The sequence below is a fragment of the Ruegeria sp. L11 genome (assembly GCF_056531755.1).
On record NZ_JBQFMI010000002.1, the window covers coordinates 496,837 to 514,445 of the forward strand.

At 56.9% G+C, this 17,609-nt stretch carries 15 protein-coding genes; 3 read left to right on the forward strand and 12 right to left on the reverse strand.

What is annotated here, in order from left to right; translation table 11 throughout:
- Positions 1 to 1,212, forward strand: coding sequence for an ABC transporter permease (locus tag ACR0CE_RS07395; RefSeq protein WP_267365892.1), 1,212 nt, complete (start codon positions 1 to 3; stop codon positions 1,210 to 1,212).
- Positions 1,213 to 1,374: 162 nt separating this feature from the next.
- The gene (locus ACR0CE_RS07400) at positions 1,375 to 2,595 is read left to right on the forward strand and encodes an aminopeptidase P family protein (RefSeq protein ID WP_480831670.1); all 1,221 of its coding nucleotides are present in this window, start codon (positions 1,375 to 1,377) and stop codon (positions 2,593 to 2,595) included.
- 30 nt (positions 2,596 to 2,625) lie between these two features.
- Here ACR0CE_RS07400 and speB read toward each other — a convergent pair whose 3' ends face one another.
- The 12 genes from speB to ACR0CE_RS07460 form a co-directional block, all read right to left on the reverse strand.
- A complete protein-coding gene (speB, locus tag ACR0CE_RS07405; RefSeq protein ID WP_480831672.1) occupies positions 2,626 to 3,603 on the reverse strand; it encodes an agmatinase in 978 nt (325 codons plus the stop codon).
- Between the two features lie 289 nt (positions 3,604 to 3,892).
- Positions 3,893 to 5,182, reverse strand: coding sequence for a flavin-dependent oxidoreductase (locus ACR0CE_RS07410; protein WP_480831674.1), 1,290 nt, complete (start codon positions 5,180 to 5,182; stop codon positions 3,893 to 3,895).
- 69 nt (positions 5,183 to 5,251) lie between these two features.
- A complete protein-coding gene (locus ACR0CE_RS07415) occupies positions 5,252 to 6,781 on the reverse strand; it encodes an acyl-CoA dehydrogenase family protein (protein WP_480831675.1) in 1,530 nt (509 codons plus the stop codon).
- Positions 6,782 to 6,899: 118 nt separating this feature from the next.
- Positions 6,900 to 7,775, reverse strand: coding sequence for an amidohydrolase family protein (locus ACR0CE_RS07420; protein ID WP_480831677.1), 876 nt, complete (start codon positions 7,773 to 7,775; stop codon positions 6,900 to 6,902).
- A gap of 15 nt (positions 7,776 to 7,790) precedes the next feature.
- Entirely contained in the window at positions 7,791 to 9,608 is a 1,818-nt protein-coding gene (locus ACR0CE_RS07425) for a feruloyl-CoA synthase (protein ID WP_480831679.1), read from the reverse strand.
- 2 nt (positions 9,609 to 9,610) lie between these two features.
- On the reverse strand, positions 9,611 to 10,093 hold the full coding sequence (locus ACR0CE_RS07430; RefSeq protein WP_480831681.1) for a MarR family winged helix-turn-helix transcriptional regulator: 483 nt from the start codon (positions 10,091 to 10,093) through the stop codon (positions 9,611 to 9,613).
- A 4-nt stretch (positions 10,094 to 10,097) separates the two neighbouring features.
- Complete coding sequence (locus ACR0CE_RS07435; RefSeq protein WP_480773534.1) at positions 10,098 to 10,865, reverse strand: crotonase/enoyl-CoA hydratase family protein; 768 nt, start codon at positions 10,863 to 10,865, stop codon at positions 10,098 to 10,100.
- 10 nt (positions 10,866 to 10,875) lie between these two features.
- Positions 10,876 to 11,640: an SDR family NAD(P)-dependent oxidoreductase gene (locus tag ACR0CE_RS07440; RefSeq protein WP_480831683.1), complete on the reverse strand. Its 765-nt coding sequence runs from the start codon at positions 11,638 to 11,640 to the stop codon at positions 10,876 to 10,878.
- A gap of 91 nt (positions 11,641 to 11,731) precedes the next feature.
- Positions 11,732 to 13,045, reverse strand: a complete 1,314-nt coding sequence (locus tag ACR0CE_RS07445) for a TRAP transporter large permease (protein WP_209504353.1) — start codon at positions 13,043 to 13,045, stop codon at positions 11,732 to 11,734.
- Positions 13,042 to 13,626, reverse strand: coding sequence for a TRAP transporter small permease (locus tag ACR0CE_RS07450; protein WP_480831685.1), 585 nt, complete (start codon positions 13,624 to 13,626; stop codon positions 13,042 to 13,044). The genes ACR0CE_RS07445 and ACR0CE_RS07450 overlap by 4 nt, the downstream gene beginning before the upstream one ends.
- A gap of 58 nt (positions 13,627 to 13,684) precedes the next feature.
- Entirely contained in the window at positions 13,685 to 14,725 is a 1,041-nt protein-coding gene (locus ACR0CE_RS07455; protein WP_480476338.1) for a TRAP transporter substrate-binding protein, read from the reverse strand.
- Positions 14,726 to 15,063: 338 nt separating this feature from the next.
- Positions 15,064 to 15,507, reverse strand: a complete 444-nt coding sequence (locus ACR0CE_RS07460) for a MarR family winged helix-turn-helix transcriptional regulator (protein ID WP_480831687.1) — start codon at positions 15,505 to 15,507, stop codon at positions 15,064 to 15,066.
- A gap of 135 nt (positions 15,508 to 15,642) precedes the next feature.
- Between ACR0CE_RS07460 and ACR0CE_RS07465 the strand changes: the two genes are divergently transcribed.
- A complete protein-coding gene (locus ACR0CE_RS07465; RefSeq protein WP_480831689.1) occupies positions 15,643 to 17,568 on the forward strand; it encodes an FAD-dependent monooxygenase in 1,926 nt (641 codons plus the stop codon).
- The last annotated feature ends 41 nt before the right edge of the window (positions 17,569 to 17,609 follow it).

A 17,609-nucleotide genomic window follows, 5' to 3' on the forward strand; every position in this document is an offset into this window, starting at 1 on the left:
ATGGCCGCACTTACTCCGATATCCCGTAAACCTATGTCTATGGTTCTGCCCAGCGTTGCATTGGCCGGAGCGTTCGCTGGAATCTTTGTCGGCGCCGGAAACGGCTCGGTCCTGCTAGGGATCGTTGGCGGTGCCATCGTGATTGCCGGACTGGCATGGATTTACATCAACATTCTAAAGAATGAGCAGTTGGCCCGCTGGATCAATATCCTCGGCTTTGGCATCGCGGGCTTTTTGATGTCCGGCCCAATGGGGGGAGTACTTGGCCTGCTGGGGGGCTGGTTCTTCGCCTGGTTTACTTATTGGTTGTACGAAGGGCGATACCGGCGCAAGCTGTTGCCGTACCTGACCGCGCAGCAGGTGTTTTACCACTACCTGTTCCGGGTGATCTGCGGTGCGATCTTCGTCTTCCTGATCACACCGATCCTTGTGGTCTTGCCGCTGTCGTTCAACGCACAGGACTTTTTTACCTTCACGCCCGAGATGTTGCGGCTTGACCCTGAAGGGTATTCGCTGAAGCACTACCGCGATTTCTTTACCAACAATGAATGGCAACGCAGCTTCAAGAACTCGCTGATCATTGCCCCGATTGCCACAATCATCTCGGTCTCGCTTGGCACCTTGGCGGCCATTGGCCTCAGCCAGAGCCACGTCCCCGGCCGCCGTGCTATCATGGGAATCCTGATTTCGCCGATGATCGTTCCGCTGATCATCTCGGCCACTGGCATGTTCTTTTTCTACAGCGATATCGGTCGGTTCCTTGAAGGGACCCTGGGCATGAACAAGAACTTTGTGGGCTATCTGAAAGTCATCCTGGCGCACGCCGTACTGGGTATCCCGTTCGTGATCATCACTGTGACCGCCACGCTTGTGAGCTTTGATCGTTCACTGACGCGTGCGGCTGCCAACATGGGGGCAGGGCCGGTGCGGACCTTCTTCAAGATCCAGATGCCGCTGATCCTGCCGGGTGTGATTTCGGGTGGTCTGTTCGCCTTCATCACCTCGTTCGACGAAGTTGTGGTGGTTCTGTTCGTGGGCTCGGCCAGTCAGAAGACTCTGCCGTGGCAGATGTTCACGGGCCTGCGGGAACAGATTAGCCCGACCATTCTGGCGGTTGCGACGATCCTTGTGGTTCTGTCGATTGCGTTACTGACCACGGTTGAGTTGCTGCGTCGTCGGTCCGAACGTTTGCGGGGGCTTTCACCCGCTTGACGGAGCATTCTGTCTGATCTAACGATTCTCGTGTTCATCTCCGCTGCGATGGCGTCGCGGCGTTTAAGGGGATGATCGGCTCTCGGACCCCGAGACCGCCTGTCCTGAACGCCGGGACATGTGGCCGGGATTTGTCGCCCGGCAAAGATGAGAGACCAAGTGATGACCGACACAACAAAACGCCCCGAATTCTTTACCTGTCACAATGGTGACAAAGCGCCTTTGCCGTTCAGCAAGGGTGAGTATGATCGCCGTCTCAGCAGGCTTCGCAGCATTATGGCCGCACGTGATATTCCTGCGGTTCTGCTGACATCAATGCAAAATATCGCCTACTACTCGGGCTTTCTGTATTGTTCCTTTGGCCGTCCGTATGGCTGCGTGGTCACCCAAGAGGCCTGCACCACCGTTTCGGCCAACATCGACGCCGGGCAACCGTGGCGCCGGTCGGTCGAAGACAACGTGATTTATACTGACTGGAGGCGCGACAACTATTGGCGTGCGGTTGCAAGTCTGATCGGCAACGCCAAGCGGATCGGCATTGAAGGCGACCACATGACGCTGGCCGCTCGCGACACTGCCCTGCGGATGCTGGGTACCCCCGAGCTGGTAGACATCGCGTCGGATACAATGACCGCGCGCATGGTCAAATCCGCTGAAGAGATTGAATTGATCAAGGGTGGGGCACGCACCGCGGATGTTGGCGGGGCGGCGATCCATGCCGCCATCCGTGAAGGCGCAACTGAGATCGAGATTGCCATGGCGGGCCGTGACGCAATGGAAGAGGAAATCGCGCGCGCTTATCCAGACGCCGAATATCGCGACACCTGGGTTTGGTTCCAGTCCGGGCTGAACACCGATGGCGCACATAACCCGGTTACAAAACGCGCTCTGCAAAAAGGCGATATCCTGTCGCTGAACACTTTCCCGATGATCTCGGGCTATTACACCGCGCTGGAACGTACCCTGTTTCTGGGTGAGCCGGACGCTGACAGCCTGCGCCTTTGGAAGGCCAATGTGGCGGCCCATGAACTGGGCCTGAGCCTGATCAAACCCGGTGCGACCTGTTCAGGCATCACCGCCGAGATCAACCGTTTCTTTGCCGATGAGGGGCTACTGCAATACCGCTCGTTCGGGTATGGCCACTCGTTCGGCATTCTCAGCCACTATTACGGGCGTGAGGCGGGTCTGGAACTGCGCGAGGATATCGACACCGTGCTGGAACCTGGAATGGTCGTTTCAATCGAGCCCATGCTGTGGATCCCCGAAGGGCAACCCGGTGCAGGGGGCTACCGCGAGCATGATATTCTGGTGGTGGGCGAAGACGGGGTCGAGAACATCACCGGCTTCCCATATGGGCCCGGCCACAACATCATCGGTGCCTGATACAAAGAAGGGGGAGCAAACGCTCCCCCTTCATTTTTCGCGACCGGCGCGTTCGTGAAAGATAAAACCCAGGAAATTCAACAATAGCTGCGCGGCCAATATCTGCGTGCTTTCGCTGGGGTCATAGGCTGGTGCCACTTCGACAAGGTCGATGCCGACGACATTGCCGCGTTTAGCGAGGCCCTGAAGGATTTCCAGAACGTCATAATACAAAAATCCCCCATGGCTTGGCGTCCCGGTCCCCGCCGCGATAGAGGGGCAAAAGGCGTCGATATCTATTGTCACATAGTACCGAGCACCTTCAGGAATGCGTTCAAGAACGCCCCCGGTTCCCAGCTTTCTCACCTGACGCACGGACAGGATGTCTGAGCCACGTGCGCGTGCGTCCTCGTATCCTTCCTTGGCGGTTGACGAGACGTTTCGAATGCCCAACTGGGTCATCCCCGAGACATAGTCTTTCTCGATCGCCCGTCGCATGGGGTTGCCGTGGCCATTGGTGACACCGTGACGCTCGTCTACGAAATCCAGATGCGCATCGATTTGAACCACGTGGATCGGGCCATTTTGTGCACAATCATCTTCAAACGCGGAAATGCAGGGAATGTTGACAGAGTGATCGCCACCGATCACAAGCGGCAGCGCTCCGGCGGACAGAATTTTGCGAACACCATAGGCGATGTTTTCGTGGCTGACCTCGGTCTTTGTGTGGACGATATCCGCATCCCCCAAATCCACGATGCGCACGGAACTGTCCAGATAGGTTGCGTCGTCTTCGTGGTCATATGCTCCAGCATGTCCAAAACTGAACAGGGTCGAGGCCTCGCGCACGGCCCGAGGGCCGAATCTTGCCCCGGCGCGCCATTGGGTGCCGAAATCAAAGGGGGCACCTAGGACACAAACATCCGCATCAATTTTGTCCCAATCCTCGACATACGGAGATTTTCCAAAGGTCGATATTCCAACGAAAGGTAGGTTCAGTCGTCCTGACGCATATCCATGATCCTGCATATTCAATCCTTTCAATGGCCCTGTCGCCTTGCGTGCAATTGAACATGAGAAGGCGGTGCAATGATATTAATTTTCTTCGATCAAACCATGTCTGGCGTTCAGACAGGTTTGATCCGGTGCATTCTTTCCGATTAGCTGTTGGTCCTTTCGCCACAAACGAAAATTCAGAGGGGCAAGCTGTGGTACCGCAAAATCGTTCACGGCAGCGCGTGATTTTGCGGGCGATACACGGGTCCGGAGAAGCGGTGTTTTCATGGGTGCAGATGTTCAATCCCCGAAGGCTTTTACATCATGCCTGCCGCACAAGTTGCGAGCCGGGCGCAATCGTTGGCGGTGCACTGTTCAGGGCATCACGCGCGAAACCGGCGGCAGCTTTGTATTTGGCCATGAAACTGGCCCTTTCAGCCAAGGGAATGACCGTTTCAATATCGTCGAACACACCGGCACAGCGGTCGTTGACCAAATTCAACAGGCCAAAAGGCCCGGAACCCCGATTGCGAAGGACAAGGTCTGACACCGGACCGCACAGCGTGTCATCATAAGCCACCAGCGCGGTTGAACCCACGCCATGCTTGAGCAAGCTGGCCCCCAAAACGCGGGCGTCCATGATCGCCTGGCTGGCCCCATTCGAACCGGTGGGGTACATCGGATGGGCGGCGTCTCCGATCAAGGCAACCGGCCCGTCAACCCACGTTTCAACCGGATCGCGGTCGATCATCGGGTTTTCGTATGTCACACCCGCACCGCGGATCAGAGCTGGAACATCCAGCCAGTCATAGGTCCATCCGTCAAAATGGTGCGCAAAATCCTTGGCCTCAACCTGCCGGAACCATCCGGTTGCCGCATGCGCGGCCGGGTCATCGTGGGTGACTTCGGCAATCCAGTTTATCAGCGCCAAGCCGGTTTCGGGGTCGGGGTGCGAGATCGGGTAGATCACCATTCGTTTCTTATGCGTACCCAGTCCGACAAAGGAGGAACCCGTGCGCACAGGCTTTGCCAGTGTTGTGCCGCGCCACATGACGGCACCTCCCCAATGGATCGGAGGTTGGCTTGGATGCATTTGGGCGCGGATGGCTGAATGGATACCGTCGGCACCGATCAGAATGGCACCGGTTTCGCGGTTAGCCCCCTCGTCAGTTTGCAGCCGCACTGTAACCGTCCCGTCCGCATTGATCTGGTACCCAGTGGCCCGAGCGCCAAGGCGTACGGCATCCGGGCCTGCGCGTTCGACAAACCGCTTGTAAAGCGCCATGTGAAACGCGCCGCGATGCACCGCGTATTGCGGCCAGTTGTAACCGGCAAAAGTTCCGCGCGGTTCCGAATAAATCTCATGCCCATTCAAACCAACAAGCGCCCATTCCCGCGCTGGGACGCCAAACTCGTCCAAATCCCGAGCCGTGAAACCCAGATCGTACAACTCACGCACGGCGTTGGGTTGCAGGTTTATCCCGACACCCAGGGGGCGCGGGTGCCTAACGCTTTCAAAGACGGTGCAGTCGATGCCAATCTGATGCAGTGTCAGCGCCAGCGACAACCCGGCAATACCACCGCCCGCGATCAGCACTTTTGGATTTGTCATGTTGCCTGCCTTTCTGTCCGACTGGCGATGGGTATTGGTTGTCGATAATCGGCGCGTGTGGATCAAGCCTCAACCGCAAATGCGTTTGATCCGTTTCGGGGATGGATGAAGGCTCGCGGCGTTGCGCAGCCGCGCCCGTAGGCAGATCAGAGCGGTATCAATCGTCGTTTGCATGAACCCATGCGCCATCGCCGCGCTGTCACCCTGTTTCAGCTTTCGGCGAGCGGATTGCCAAGTGTTCAGTGCGTCCGAAATCGCATTGCATGTCCAATGCTCGGCTTCTTGTGCAACAAATTCGGCGATGGCGTCACCCGCAGGCCCTGCGGCCAGACGTGTTGCCAGCATACGCGCGTGTATGCCGTTGGCCCCTTCGTAAATCGAGGTAATTCGGGCATCACGATAGGTCTGCTCCAGCCGGTATTCGCGCAAATAGCCATAGCCGCCCAGAACCTGCATACCCAATTCGGCGGCCTTGATACCGGCGTCGGAGCAATAGACCTTGGCAACCGGGGTCAGAAAATCGACCAGGTCAGGCGATGTGCCCCGTTCCATTGTGACAAATGCAAGATGTGCAAGACTGCGGCTACTGACCGCCAGCCAATCGATTTGATCCAGCATGCGGCGGATGTCGGCATGTTGATCCAGTGTTGCCGGTTTACCGTCGGGATTGCGTCCCTGCACCCTTTCACTGGCATAAGTACTGGCAATGTCATAAGCCCGCGCGGCGTGCGCGACGCCCTGTAGGGCGACATCAAGCCGGGCGTGGTTCATCATGGTGAACATGGCCATCAGACCTTCACCCTCGGCCCCAATCAATTCGGCTTTGGCACCATCAAATGCCAGCTGGCACGTGGGCGAGGCATGCAGGCCCATCTTTTCCTCGATGCGCGTTACGGTAGCTTGGTTGCGGCTGCCGTCTGTGCAGGAGCTGGGGCATAGAAACAGCGATAAACCTCTGACGCCGTCATCGGACGTGCGCGCAAGCACAAGATGCAGGATGTGATCGCTCATGTCCTGGTCACCGCCAGAGATAAAGATTTTTCCGCCCGTGACCTTCCAGCCATCCTCGGCAGGTTCCGCCCGGCAGCGCACGCGTGAAAGGTCAGATCCGGCCCCGGGTTCGGTCAGGCACATGGTGGCCAGAGTTTCACCCGAGGCCAGAGACGGAATGTACCGGTATTGCTGATCCTCTGTGCCAAAGCGCAACAAGGTACGCACCGCGCCCGGAACCAACCCCGTAACCATCTGAAGGCTGTGGTTTGCGCCCGAAAAAACCTCGGACGTGATGGCCAGCATCAGGGCTCCAAGCCCTTGACCGCCATATTCTTCAGGCACAGTGAGAGAGGGCCAGCCCTGTTCCGAATACGTGGCATAAACTTGGGCAAAGCCAGCGGGCATGGAAACACGACCGTTTTCCAGCGAGCATCCCTGCCTGTCTCCCGGCTCGTCCAGCGGGGCAATTTCACCTTGTGCGAAGGCGGCAAAATGTTCGCCGATCTCACCAGCCAGGTCAGCGTCCCAGTCTGGAAGCTCGGTAGCCCGGGCTACGTGGTTCAACGTGAATAAGATGTCCGCAAGCGGGGCTTCGAATGGCTTCATGGTCATATCACCCCACAGTTAGCGATTCCGACGGCCACGACGCGGCCCGGTTCTGGCGGTTTGGCACTGTCGAAGCTCAAAGTGACTGGGTAGGGACGCGATGGGGCAGGGGGCAGCATCACGGGATCAGTCCCAGCAGGCGCGCGGCATTGCCTTTGATGATGTCCGGGCGCAGTTCGTCCTTGATATTGATCTTCTCGAAATCCGACAGCCAGCGTTCAGGAGTGATCATTGGCCAGTCGGACCCAAACAGGACCTTTTTCCTGAGGATCGAGTTGCAGTATTTCACCAGGATCTCGGGGAAGTACTTTGGTGACCAACCGGACAGGTCGATATAGACATTGGGCTTGTGCTGTGCCACGGACAGAGCCTCTTCCTGCCAGGGAAACGACGGATGGGCGAGGATGATCTTCATATCCGGAAAATCGACGGCGACGTCATCCATGAACATCGGATTCGAGTATTTAAGCCGCATTCCGTTACCGCCGCGCATGCCCGAACCGACACCGGTCTGGCCTGTGTGAAACAGGGCGATGCAGCCTTCCTCGACGATTGCCTCGTAAAGGTCATAAGCCATACGGTCATTGGGGTAGAACCCCTGCATCGTCGGATGAAACTTGAACCCTTTGATACCAAATTCGCGGATCAGGCGGCGCGCCTCGCGTGCGCCCATCTTGCCCTTGTGCGGATCGATTGACGCAAACGGGATGAGCACATCGTCATTTTCCGCCGCCAAAGCGGCAACTTCTTCGTTCTTGTAGCGCCGATAGCCGGTCTCCCGCTCGGCATCGACCGGGAAGATCACCGCGGCTATGTTTTGCTCGCGATAGTGCTGTGCAGTTTCGGGAATCGTGGGCGGGTGGCTCCACGGGGCGCCAAAGTAATTGGCCATGGTTGCCTGCAGGTCGTCATAGCCATCGTCCGAGTGGCACCCGCAGGGTTCTTCAGCGTGGGTGTGAATGTCGATTGCGCGAACCTTGGTGATATCGACCATCTGTTCGTTCCTTTCTCAGATCTTTACGATTGCCGGGTCGGCATCGTCATAAAGGCGCTCAAGTAAATTTTGCCTACGTGTCAGTATCTTGCGGAAATTGAGGTTCCCCTTGGCGGTCATTTCGCCCTCGGGCATCGAGGCGGGCTCGCTAAGGACAATGGCGCGCCCGACCCGTGTGGAACTGCCCGATAACTCGCGTGCGCGCTCTGTCAGGCGGCGGTGGATTTCGCCTTGCAACAGTGCGCAGCGGTAGGCGCCACCGTCGTCGCTCAGGTCAAATCCTTCCCGCTTCAGCTCGGCAACATCGGGAAAGACCATGACGCCGATCTCATTTCTGTCGGCACCTGTAATGACCAGATCTGAGGCAAGAGGCGCAAGGCAGGTCAATAAGTCCATCCGCAATTGCGCGGCACGCACCCATGTTCCGGTCAGCAACTTGAAATCTTCAGAAATCCGGCCATCGAATTTCATACCTTTGTTTACGTCCTGCGGGTCGATGAACCGCATGGCGTCGCCGGTAATGAAAAACCCTTCTTCATCGAAAACACTGGCCGTCTTTTCGGGTTCGTTGAAATACCCGGGCATCACGTTTGGCCCTTTGATGCGCATTTCGCACCGCATGTCTTCATCCGGTATCAGCTTGAGTGTCACGCCGTTCATCGGAACGCCAACAACCCCGGAACGATCAATGGGCTCGGACTGCATCATTGTGGCGGGCGCTGTCTCGGTCAGTCCCCAGGACGAGGTCATCAGCGGTATCTCACCTTTGACATCCAGCGCCATCTGTTCAAATCCAGACCAGATGTCCTGAGGCAGTGAAGCGCCCGCATAAAAGATCAGATCAAGTTCTTCGAAGAACCGCCGCCGCAAATTGCCATCCCGCTGCAATGCGCCCAGCAGCATGCCGTAACCTACGGGAACATTGAAGCTGAGCGTGCCGGTGACCATGGACAGGTTTTCCAGCGTCCTCTCAAACAGACCAGCTACCGGTTTGCCGTCGTCGATGTAGAAGCTTCCGCCGTTGGCGAGCATCATGTTGAAATTATGTGATCCGCCAAAGACGTGGTTCCATGGCAGCCAATCGACCACTCGGGGCGGACGCGTGCGCAGAAATGGCAACGCGTCGGCCAGCATGGTTTGGTTCACACACATCATGCGTTGGGTCGTGATGACCCCTTTCGGGGCCGAGGTTGAACCGCTGGTCATCAGGATCTTGGCGACGGAGGCGGGGCCAACCAGTTCATAGGCGGCCCCAAGATCGACACTGACATCCCCTTTGAGAAGTTCGTCGAACGCTGTGACCTGACTGTTCCTGCCTTGTCGGCTGGCTACGATTTCGACCCCTTGAAGCGCATCCAGTTCCAGCGCCTCTCGGTATTTATCCGCATCGACGACATAGGCCATCTTCGGGCGCGCCAGTTCGATGGCATGGCGCAGGCGGCCGTGCGCGCCATGGATCAACGCGTATTGCTCAGCCACGGGGGCTGTTGGTATGCCGATATACTGAGCAGCCAGACTCAGAAGGCCATGATCCAAGCCGTTACCGCTCATGATCAGGATCGGTGTGTCTGGCCCCATCCCACGCCCCAATAGCGAGCTTGCGATGGCTCGCACCTTTTCAAGCGTGGTCGCATAGCATTCCTTGCGCCATCCCGCGCCGCTGCGTTCAGCAATGAACGTGCGGTCAGGCGCGTCCGAGGCCCAGGCGTGCAGCCAGACACCGGTTTTGTCGACGACAGGACCAAGAGTGTGGTTCGATTTTAGCAGGATGGAGCCGTCGGCCCGATCTTCGCGCGAAACAGAATGCACCAGGTATTCCGATGTGCGTTGCATGATCAGCCCCTTTTCCTCGCTTTTTCGATCGTCCTGAGGGCATCGAAAACGGTGGTGATGGTTGCGTCATCCAAACCGGCCAGCAGCTTGCCTTCGTGGGCGGTAACCGCGGCGACGGCCTTTTCATATAATTGCCTTCCCGCCAATGTCGTCCTGAGGGCATAGGCGCGCCGGTCGGTGGGTACCCGGTCGCGGACGATCAGTTCCCTGCGCTCCAGTTCATCAATGATAACGACAAGGTTCGGGCGCTCGATATCCATTGCATCAGCCAGTTGGGACTGCCGCAATCCGGGGTTATCGACGATGAGAACCAGTGCCGTATACGTCAGCATTCGCAGATCAAAGGGGCGCAGAGTTGTTGTCAGATCTTCCTGCACCACATTGAAGGCCCGTTTCATGCGATACCCGACAAACCCCCGCAGCGTAGCATCGCTAATCGTGTTTGGCGCGCCGTCTTCTGGCGTGTGTTCATGTTTCCTTTTCATGTGTTCACCTGAAGTTCGGGGCGCGCTTTTCAAGAAAGGCCCGCAGCCCCTCCTGCGCATCGGGTGTTGTTTGCGACAGGGCCGCAGCCAGAGATTCAGTAAACAGCCCGTCGTTTTGCGACATTTCATTGATCCGTGCGACCGCCTGAATCATCAGATAGTTTGACAGTGGCGCGTTTCGGGAAATCTTACCTGCCAGCGTTTGGGCCAGCGCCAAAGCCTCGCCTTCACCAACGCTATAATGTGCCAGCCCCAGCGATACCCCTTCATCGGCACCATATTTGCGGCCGGTCAGCATCATCTCGGTCATCCGATCGGCCCCCAGCAGGCGACCGACCCGCGCGGTCGCACCGCCGCCGACAAATATTCCGCGGCGGCCTTCGGGAAGCTGAAAGATCGTCGAAGGTTCAGCGATGCGAACATGTGTTGCCGCTGCAAGCTCCAGCCCGCCGCCGATCACGGCACCAAACATGGCCGAGACAACCGCAAGCCCACCAAACTGGATCTTGTCCATGACGCTGTGCCAGTGACGGGAATGATGCAGGTTTTCCTCGGCTGTACGATGAACATGCTCGGACAGGTCCAACCCGGAACAATAGTGCCCTTCAGTTCCGGTCAGGATCACCACACGCACATTTTTGGGTGGTGCAGAAAAGAAATCATCCAGCGCGCCCAACAGTTCCTCGCACATCGCGTTTCGCTTGTCTGGGCGGTTCATGGTCAGGGTCGCGATGGATCCGTTGACCTCAATGTTCAGGATTTGGCTGTCCATGGGGAACTCCTTACCGGGGCGGCAGACGAACGGCGCCGTCAAGTCGAATAGTGGTGCCATTCAAAAACGGGTTTTCAACGATCTGTTCGGCGAGCATTGCGAACTCGCGCGCTTCGCCAAGGCGGGCAGGGAAAGGAATGTTCGCAGTGATCTTGGCAGTGACCTCTTCCGGCAAGCCTTCCATCATTGGCGTGTGGAACAGGCCGGGTGCGATGGCCATCACCCGAATACCCGACTGTGCGAGTTCCCGCGCGGCAGGCAGGCACATCGAAGCGATTGCCCCTTTGGACGCGGCATAAGCGGCTTGACCCAATTGACCGTCCTGCCACGCAACCGACGCCGTGTTGATGATCACACCGCGTTCACCGTCAGCCAACGGGTCGAGACCGGCCATGTGTCTCGCCGCGTGGCTCATCACGTTGTAGGTGCCAAAAAGGTTCACGCGCAGAGTTTTCTCGAACACGTCGAATGACAGCTTGCCTTCGCGTCCAACGATCCTGGCCGCCATGCCGACGCCTGCACAACTGACGGCGATTCTGGGCGCCGACCCGAAATGGGATACTGCCGTCTCAAACGCGGCACTGACGGAGGCCTCGTCACTGACATCGGCTTGCAGGGCAAGGCCACCAATTTCGTCAGCGACTGCCTTCGCACCGTCAGCATTGAAATCCAAAACGGCAACCTTTGCTCCGCTGGTGGCGAAATGCCGTGCCGTTGCAGCGCCCAACCCGCTTCCGCCGCCGGTGACCAGCGCGACACATCCACTTAACTGCATGGTGCTCTCTCCAATTTAGTATGCTCAATCATTGTTGTATCTCATACCTATTTTCGGATGGGCCTGCTCCGGACCGCTGTTGGTGTCTAAGCTAGGGGATCAGGAACAGGGTAATGGCTGGAAACAGCACCAGGATCATGACCCGAATGATGTCAGAGGTGACGAACCACATCACTGCCTTGTAAGTTTGGGTCATCGGGGTTGAACGATCCATAGCGTTGATAATGAACAGATTCATTCCGACCGGAGGGGTGATCAGCCCGACCTCGACAACGATCAGAACCAGAATACCGAACCAGATGGCCACATGTTCGGGGCTCATGCCGAAATCCAGTGCGCTGATGACCGGAAAGAAGATCGGGATTGTCAGCAGGATCATTGACAGGCTGTCCATCAGACACCCGAAGATCAGATAGAACACCAGGATCAGGCACAACACCATCCACGGGCTGAGCCCAAGTCCAACGACCCAGCCAGACAGTTCCTGCGGTACCTGAGTGAGCGCTAGGAAACTGTTATACAGCCCTGCGCCCAACACGATGAAGAAGATCATCGCCGTGCTTGAGGCCGTGGCAATGATGCTTTCGACGAAGACCTGCCAGTTCAGATTGCCCGAGATCAGAGCGATCAACCCGGTTCCCGCCGCCCCCACGGCTGCGCCTTCGGTTGGGGTGAACCAGCCAAGATAGATGCCACCAACAACAAGGCCAAAAACCAGCAGGACAGGCCAGACATCCAGCAGTGCCCGTACGCGTTCAGGATATGGGATCGCTTCGCGGGTGCCGGCGGCGTCAGGATACATGCGCACATAGATCGAAATCGTGATGATATAGCCGAGCGCTGCCAGAATGCCGGGGACAAAGGCCGCGAGAAACAGCTTGGCGATATTCTGTTCCGTCAGGATCGCATAGATCACAAGGATCACCGAAGGCGGGATCAGAATGCCCAATGTGCCGCCAGCAGCAAGCGTTGCGGTCGAAAACCCGCCGGAATAGCCGTAGCGGCGCAGTTCGGGCAGCGCGACACGGCTCATCGTCGCGGCGGTGGCCAGGGAGGACCCGCATATTGCGCCAAATCCGGCACAAGCGCCAACTGCCGCCATGGCGACGCCTCCTTTGCGGTGGCCCAACCAGCTTTCAGCCGCTTTGAACAAGGCCGAAGACATGCCCGACAATGTCGCGAACTGCCCCATCAGCAGGAACATCGGAATGATCGTCAGCGAATAGCTGGAGAAGGTAGAGTAGGTTTCGGTTTTAAGCTTGGCCATGAACATGCTGGTGCCACCCATGGCAAAATACAGCCCGCCAATCCCGCACAGCAACATGGCAAGGCCAATCGGTGCGCGCAGGAAAATCATTATAAGAAGTACGGGAAAGGACACGTAGCCCAGTTCGAGCATGGTCAATGTGCGGCCTCCCCGCGATAGGGCAGGATATGACGCCCGGTGACAAGCTCGATGACCTGCGCGACGGCGCAATAGACAGCAACAAGTGATGCGACAAGGGCGGCAACAAAGCTTAGCCCATAGGCCCACCAAACAGGAAATTGCAGCAGAAAGGTCGTTTCACCATAGTCCAGCTTGTTTTGCATGCCGACAAACAGGCGCCATGTAATCAAAAGGATGACAAGCGACAGGACGATTTCCCAGAACGTGATGATCACCTTGTTCACCTTAGCCGGAAGGGCGTTTGTGAATACATCGACCGTGGCGTGAGAGCCGTAGAGCTGGCAGATCGGCAGGAACGAGAATATGGCGAATGCAACGCCGGCTTCGACCAGTTCAAAATCGCCATTCACCGGCCCGACGCCCGATGCAATCAGCGTATTTGCCGCTGCTTCCGACAGTGACGTCAGAATGTCCGAGTGACCCAGCGTGTTCAAGCCGCGCCCCAGCACGCTGACACAGGTCAGCAGGACCAGCGCAGTCAGAACCACACCGCCGAGAACGGCCATGAAGCGCGCGATGCGCTCAACCAGTTTCTGCATGATCAACTCCAAAGGGATTGCTCTCCCAGCGGGAAATAGCGCCGGAAGAGCGACCGGATCAGTTGCCGGAGTATTGCGAAATCAGTTCGAGCGCGCGGGCGCGCAAGCCGGTTCCGTCCAGACCTTTTTCATCCATCTCGGCGATCCAGGCGTCAGTGGTCGGCTGTGATGCTGCCTTCCATTCCGCAACCTGTTCCGGGCTCAGCGTGATGATGTTGTTGCCGCGTTCCATCGCCTGCTTGTGTGGCCCGTCATCATCGGCCTGCATCTGCTTGCCTGCGAAGGCCGAGAATTCAGCGCCCGAGTTGGCGTCGATGACGGCCTTCAGATCATCCGGCAATGCATCCCAGCGGTCCTTGTTCATCGCGAAGATGAAGGTGGTGGTATATAGCGTGTCGTCGCCAAAGGTCGTGTGGTTCCCGACCAGCTCGTTGACCTTCAGGGCGCCTGTCACTTCCCAGGGAATCACAGTTGCGTCGATCACGCCTTTAGACAGCGCTTCAGGTACCGCGGGAACAGGCATGCCAACGGGGGTTGCCCCAAGCGAGCTGAAAAGGCCGTTCGTTACGCGTGTCGGTGCGCGCAGCTTTACACCGTTCAGATCTTCGATGCTTTCGATCGGCTCCTTTGAATGGATTAGACCGGGCCCGTGCACCCAGAGCCCGAGAACTTTGAACTGCTTGAAGTCATCGTCCATCATGGTTTCTTCGGCCAGATCCCAATAGGCGCGTGAGACGGCTTCTGCATTCGTCATGGTGAACGGCAGTTCGAACACTTCGGTCCGGGGAAAGCGGCCCGGCGTATATCCGGACACCGTCCAGACAATGTCGGCCACACCATCAATGGCCTGGTCGATCAGTTCGGGGGGTTTGCCCCCAAGCTGCATGGACGGAAACCTTTGAATTTCGATCCGGCCATCCGAATCCGCTTCGACCTTGTCGGCCCAGACATCCAGAACGTTCTTGGGTACGTTGGCTTGTGCTGGCAGGAATTGGTGCATCCGCAGTGTCACTTCGGCCGCAATGGCAGTGGTTGACATGGCGCCAAAAGCAATCGCCGCCACTGCAGATTTGAGTATGGTTCTGCGCAAGTTGGTCATGGTCTCCTCCCTAGATGACCTATGAGTATCATCCCCTGTTCATGATTGCTCATATTAGTTATGTTTTATAACGATTTTGATCCACTTTCTTAGTGTTTGGTTTCAGGTCCTTTTCGGAAAACAGAATGCTCACACATGTGAACCTTTTCGTCGAAACGCTACGCAACAGACAGGTTATGCGCGGACGCCAAGTTATCCTCTCAGGATTACATTGCCCTCGGTTGGCTCAAAGGTAAATTGAGATTTCTTAGATTTTAGTTTCTGTTTTCGATAACTAAAGCGCGAAAACGGTGGATTTGCTTTCCCTGTTTCAATTGGACCAGCGCCCGCGGTGGAATTCAAGACCGTGTGTTATCGTCGGTGACAGCTTCAACTGCCTTGCCTGCGAGCTTCAGGAAAGTTTCGCGTTCATTCGGAGTTAGCCCTTCGAGTATCTCGTTTTGCAGGTCAATTACGACTGGCGCAGCTGCCGCTAGGATGTCTTTTCCTTTTTCGGATAAGGTGACCTCTCGCGCGCGTCTGTCACGTTGACTGACCGAGCGTTTGACGTAGTTTTTCTGCTCCAGCCGGTCGATAACCCCGCCGATTGTTGCGCGGTCATAGGCGATTTTCGCTGCGACTGTCGCCTGATCAATGCCGGGTTCGGCGCGAATTGTTTCAAGTGCTGCGTACTGAACGGATGTAAGGTCGATCCCGGCCTCCTGCATCCGGGCCGAGAACACGTGGGTTGAAATCTGATTGAGCCTGCGGATGAGGTGGCCCGCCATTCCGTAAATACTCATTCAAAACCTCCGAAATCACTTTACGCCGTCACTTTTCCAGAATTACCGCGGCAATTAGTGAGTGTACATATCTTTGTTGACAAGAAATAGTAAGTATAGTTATTAAAATTACATGAACCTGCGGAGGAGGGGGCAATGCAATATTACGTTGATGGATTTCGTCCGGGTGATCCGGATATCAAACCGGCTGCGTTCGGTCACCACAACCACCCCACAACCCTCCCCGAAAAGGTTGATGTTCTGATCGCGGGTTGTGGACCGGCCGGGCTTTGCCTTGCGGCGCAACTGGCCGGGTTCGCCGAAATTTCGACAATGATCGTGGATCAAAAACCGGGTCCGATGGAGAAAGGCCAGGCGGACGGTGTCAACGTCCGTTCGATGGAGATGTTTCAGGCGTTTGGTTTCGCTGAGAAAGTGAAGCGCGAAGCGTATTGGGTCAACCAAACGGCATTCTGGACGCCCAATCCCGCAAACCCGGACCACATCCGCCGGGCGGGCACGGTGCAGGACGTGGCCGACGATCAATCCGAGATGCCACATACCTTGATGAATCAGGCCCGGATTCATGAGCTGTTTATGGACGTGATGAGAAACGCTCCAACGCGGCTGCAACCCCATTACGGGCTTCGTGTCAGCGATTTGACGATTGATACCGGTTCCACGGATCACCCTGTCACGGCCGAGCTTGAACACTTGGGCGATGATGGTGACGTCGTTGAACGGCTTACAGTACGTGCGAACTATGTCGTAGGCTGTGACGGTGCACGCAGCAATGTGCGCAGGGCTATCGGGGGTAAGCTGCAAGGCGACGCCGCACACCAGGCGTGGGGCGTTATGGACATATTGGCGAATTCCGATTTCCCCGATTTGCGACGGAAATGCCTTGTTCAATCGGCTTCGGAAGGAAACGTTCTGATCCTTCCGCGCGAAGGCGGATACCTGTTCCGAATGTATGTCGAGCTTGACAAACTGAACCCGGATGAGCGGGTCGCCAACCGCAATCTGACGGCTGACCATATCATCGCTGCCGCGAACCGGATCATGCGTCCTTATTCCATCAACGTAAAAGAAGTCGTTTGGTGGTCGGTCTACGAGATTGGCCACAGGTTGACCGACAAGTTCGACGATGTCCCGCAGCGTGAAATTGCAACACGCACCCCGCGCGTGTTCACGGCGGGCGACGCCTGCCACACCCATAGCCCCAAGGCGGGTCAGGGGATGAACGTGTCGATGGGCGATACATTCAACCTGGGCTGGAAACTGGTGCATGTGCTGACAGGAAGATCAAAGCCTGATCTTCTTCACAGCTACTCGGCCGAGCGTTTGCAAGAGGCCAAAAGACTGGTCGAAACCGACCATAATTGGGCCCGGATCATGAGTGCGCCACCGGGCGAGTCAGAGCTTGACGGCACCGACATGCCCCGATTTCAAAAACAGTTTATCGAAAATCTGGAATTTACCGGCGGGCTTTCGGTTCATTATGGGCCTTCGGACTTGGTCGCCGAACCGGTTCACCAGCATCTGGCGCGTGGGCTGGTCATAGGCAAGCGATTTCATTCCGCACCAGTTGTCCGGCTTGCGGATGCCATGCCTATGCAATTGGGACATGTGGCCGAAGCGGATGCGCGCTGGAGGCTCTATGCCTTCGCAGAACAGGGAGACGCAGGTAGGCAAGACGGATCGATCCATCACCTTTGCGAGGCTTTGCAAAGCGATCCGAACTCTCCTCTGCGACGGTTTACGCGCCCTGACGAAGACATCGACGGTTTGATAGATCTACGGGCCATCTTCCCACAGGATTTCAAATCGCTGGCCTATGAGGATATGCCGTCTCTTTTGAAACCCGAGAAAGGCAGGTATGGTCTGCGCGACTTCGAGAAGGTTTTTTGCGTTGATCACAAGAGGCGCGAAGACATCTACGAAATGCGCGGAATTGACCGGATAAAGGGCTGTATGGTCGTCGTCAGGCCGGACCAATATGTGGCGCATATCCTGCCATTAGAGTGTCACGCTGACCTGTTTGACTTCTTCTCCAGACTATTTGTTTCGGGCGGCGGTTGATAAGTGCGACGTCTTAGACCGCAATGGACAGAGGCTCCGGG